Source organism: Collinsella aerofaciens, from assembly GCF_028209395.1.
GTDB lineage: Bacteria > Actinomycetota > Coriobacteriia > Coriobacteriales > Coriobacteriaceae > Collinsella > Collinsella aerofaciens_AZ.
On the sequence record NZ_JAQLDQ010000043.1, the window covers coordinates 1 to 3,703 of the forward strand.

4 protein-coding genes are annotated in these 3,703 nt (G+C 55.9%); all 4 read right to left on the reverse strand.

Translation table 11 applies throughout. The features are described from left to right. Positions 1 to 212: 212 nt before the first annotated feature. Positions 213 to 1,328, reverse strand: a complete 1,116-nt coding sequence (locus tag PMW67_RS09580) for an SIS domain-containing protein (RefSeq protein WP_271739688.1) — start codon at positions 1,326 to 1,328, stop codon at positions 213 to 215. Positions 1,329 to 1,522: 194 nt separating this feature from the next. After that, entirely contained in the window at positions 1,523 to 2,236 is a 714-nt protein-coding gene (locus PMW67_RS09585; RefSeq protein ID WP_099432289.1) for a GntR family transcriptional regulator, read from the reverse strand. Then, positions 2,221 to 2,988 (reverse strand): GntR family transcriptional regulator, encoded by a 768-nt coding sequence (locus tag PMW67_RS09590; RefSeq protein WP_117736887.1) that lies wholly within the window; start codon positions 2,986 to 2,988, stop codon positions 2,221 to 2,223. Before PMW67_RS09590 ends, PMW67_RS09585 begins: the two co-directional genes overlap by 16 nt. 38 nt (positions 2,989 to 3,026) lie before the next feature. Continuing rightward, on the reverse strand, positions 3,027 to 3,515 hold the full coding sequence (locus PMW67_RS09595; RefSeq protein WP_271739689.1) for a hypothetical protein: 489 nt from the start codon (positions 3,513 to 3,515) through the stop codon (positions 3,027 to 3,029). Between the last annotated feature and the right edge of the window lie 188 nt (positions 3,516 to 3,703).

Genomic DNA, 3,703 nt, shown 5'->3' on the forward strand with positions numbered 1-3,703 from the left:
ACGCCCATCAGGAACACGGCGTCGTAGCCCTCGTCGGCGACCTTGTCGGCGAGCGCGGTCATCTTCTTGCCGGTCTCGTAGAGCGCCTTGCCGTCCTCTAGGTAGCCCTCCTGGTCGAAATGCATGATCTCGATCTTCTCGGTTTCCTTCATTTGTCTCTCCTTTCTGGGGTTGTCTCCACATCCCCCATGCCAACGGGCATCAAAACCCGCTTACATTCCGTAACACTCAGCCGCTTTGGCCTTAAGCGCATTGACTGACTCTTCGTAGCCCTCTGCCTTGACCTCCATTTGCTTGGAGACGGCATCGAGATACGGGTGCACGTCCCATGACTTCAGACGCTCGGCGATTATGGCCGCAATCGTCTGGAAGAACACAAGATTGGGAATTGCGCTGAGCAGCGGAGCCACCTGAGGCACCGCAACCTCGTGAGCCCTACCCCTGGGATGGGCCGTGAGCAGCACCGTTTTTGCCGTAACGTTCGACAGCGCATCGGCGATATTCGCAAGACGCTCCGACCCCTGCGGATCGTCGACGATAAACACCAGATAACCCGGAACGATCTGCATCTCGGGACCGTGGACGAACTCCTCGCCCTCGTGATGCATGGCAGGAATCTTGATGGTCTCGCTCAGCTTGAGGGCCGCCTCTTCGGCAACGCCATAGTTGGGGCCGTTGCCGACGACCATGGCGGGCATGTGCTCAGAAAGCTCGAGCATGCGGTCTTGGACATATGCCTCGGCGGTCTTGCACATCACGGCATTGGCATGGATAGCCTCGCGCAGGTCGTCTAAACGCTGGGCAACGCCCTTGGCGTCAATCGTTCCGCGCGCCTGACCGCCGTAAATACCAAAGAGCACCAGGTACTCAACGAGGACCTCGACGCCCAGCGTCACAAAGTCCACCGACTCGACGCCCACACCGTAGTCAAGAACGATATCAGTGTGCTCCTTGATGGGCGCCTCGACGTTTGCCGTGAGCGCAACTGCTGCCATATCGTGTGCACGCATGTAATCGAGCGCTGCAATCGTATTGGTCGAATAGCCACTCTGCGAGACGGCGATGTTGAGCGCATGCTGCGGATAGGTGTGTTCAAAATCGACGAAGGCCTCGGGCGTCACAACGGACACCTGCATCTGCAGCGCATCTTGCAGGTAATCTCGGGCGCAATCGGCGGCATGGCGCGACGAACCCGAAGCAACGATGCGCAGCGCGTCAAAAGAACCGGACTGGATAATATCAACGAGCTGCGCTACCAGCTCAGACGAACGCTCGAGGTTCGCTCCCATACGCACATGGGCAAGCTGAACGTAATCGAGCATCTTCATCGTCTCACCTCGTAACAAATCATTAGTATTTGATACCAATCACAATTACAGGTTACGGCTTTTTGATACCTCTTTGTCGATTAATTTATCCCCATCGGCGAACGGTCGATTTTGAGCCATGAAAGGTTGTATATGTAGTCTGCTCAACGAATCAAAATTCCGTCAGCTTTTCAGCCCGTTATGCAAAAAACCAGCTAGTACGTATAGGTATATCCACCCGCATCGCCGCGGTTAAACGACTTGACGTACTCGATCGCCTGGCCGCTCGCATCGAAGCTCACGCACTCCAGCGTCAAGGCAAGATCGCCCTGCTCCAATCCAAGCAGGCCGGCATCTCGCGCGCCCAGCGCTTCGATATCGAGCTTTTCCTGTGCCATGACCGGCTTTCGGCCCAACATCTCATAGGTCTCGTACAAACTGAAGACCGACACGTCAATATCTTCGATTGTGGGGAACAGCAGGCACGGGATGAACGCCGTCTCAATCGATACGGGATCGCCGTTGACGCAGTTCAAACGCCGAATCGAATACAGCAAATCGTCCTCGGCAATGCCAAACAGGTTGGCATAATATGGGCCCGCATAACGCTTGGAACGCGCGAGGATACGGACGGACGGCTCGCCGCCCGAAGCACGAACCGATTCGCGAAAGCCTCCCGTTCGCTCGTAGGCAACGGGCACTTTCTGTGCCACAAACGCGCCCTTTCCGCGGACGCGTCGAATCTGCCCACGCCGAACCAGCTCATCGACAGCACTTCGGATGGTCAAGCGTGTCGTACCGAATTCCTCAGCGAGGTCTTTTTCGGACGGAATCATGGAACCCGTGGGATATATACCGCGCTCGATACGCTCCTCGATGCGGCGTCGAATGCGCATATAAACCGGGGTGGCATCTACTGTTTCAGCCATTGTTCACCTGCCACGCTCCTCATGCCGTTCTTTTCGCCGTTATCGGCAAAGCGGAACTTTGTGGGCAAAATCACCGATTTGCAATGCTCCACAAAACGCATGTCCTTATCAAATTCGATCGTGCTCTCATAGAACACCGGCGTTTCCTCTTCTTGTTGGAGCAGCTCGGCCTCTTCGGCGTTCAAACGCGAGATGGAGATATGCTCACGTCCATGCTCAACACGCACGCCACCTTCTTTGAGCAAGACATCGTAAAGGCTCTCGCACTCAAAATCGTGCTCGGGAAGCGATGGGCACAGGGACAGGTTAACGTGAGCCGTCTCGATTGACGCCGGCTCGCCCTCAATAAGTCGAACGCGCTGCATGCGGAGCAAAGGAGCGCCTATAGCCACCCCAAGCTTGTCGGCAAGCGTCTTATCCGCCTCGATGGTCTCGGTGGAAACCAGACGAGAAGAGGGATGCAGGCCGGCAGTCCGCACGGCATCGGAAAAGTTATACGTTTCCTGGAAGATGTTCAGCGGCTTAGGAGGACACACATACGTACCCGATCCGCGACGGCTCTCGAGCGTTCCGCACGAGATGAGCCGCGTGATACCGGCGCGCAACGCCGTACGCGAAACGCCGATCTCTTCGCACAGCACGCGCTCGGCCGGCAGGCGATCGCCGCCGGCAAGCTGATGGTGCTGGATATACCATAGAATTCCCTCAACAGCACGATCTTTAGGGGGAATTGCATAAGATTCGCCTGCCATTGCACAGACTCCTCATTCAGAAACGTATGCCGCCAAAATTAGACCAGCCCTCCCATGGCATCAAATTCGGCCTTGATCTTCTCGGCGACATTCCGATACGACTTATATAGGCTTGAATCGCGTTTGACTTCGTCGGTCATAACGGGAATCTCTAATTTGGAAACCTCGTCTTTTCCCGTCTGAACCGCCACAACAACGCCCATACCAAGACACATATTACGCTTGGCAGCGTTCATTTTTGCCGCCTTAGCGGGATTTGCCAGAATACGCTGGGCAAATTCCTGTTTAGAGACCGTTTCATCGGCCTCCGGATCGCCCGCCTCGGCCACTTCGCACTGCAACACGTCCGCATAGTCAAAAATCTTCGGCTCGCCGCCGCGCTGATGTACGGCCCACTTGCGACGCGTGGCATCCTGGTAGATAGCCGGCAAAAACGTAAACCGCGGCGGGTCCAAAATCGTATCCGTGATGGTAAACACATCGGGATCAAAGGCATCCTGCGGGTTTTTCTTCTTGAACAGCCCCATATCAGCCTCCCGTACTAACACTTAACAACTCGAGCTAAATATAGCACCAATTTCAAGCCGTCACTTTAGCGCATCGGTGCGCGGCGCCTACGGCTCGCCCAGCGGAGAATACGTACGGACGAGGGCCGGGGTGCCTGCTTTGTTTTGAGACTGTCTCTTATACACATCTCCGAGCCCACGAGACGCGC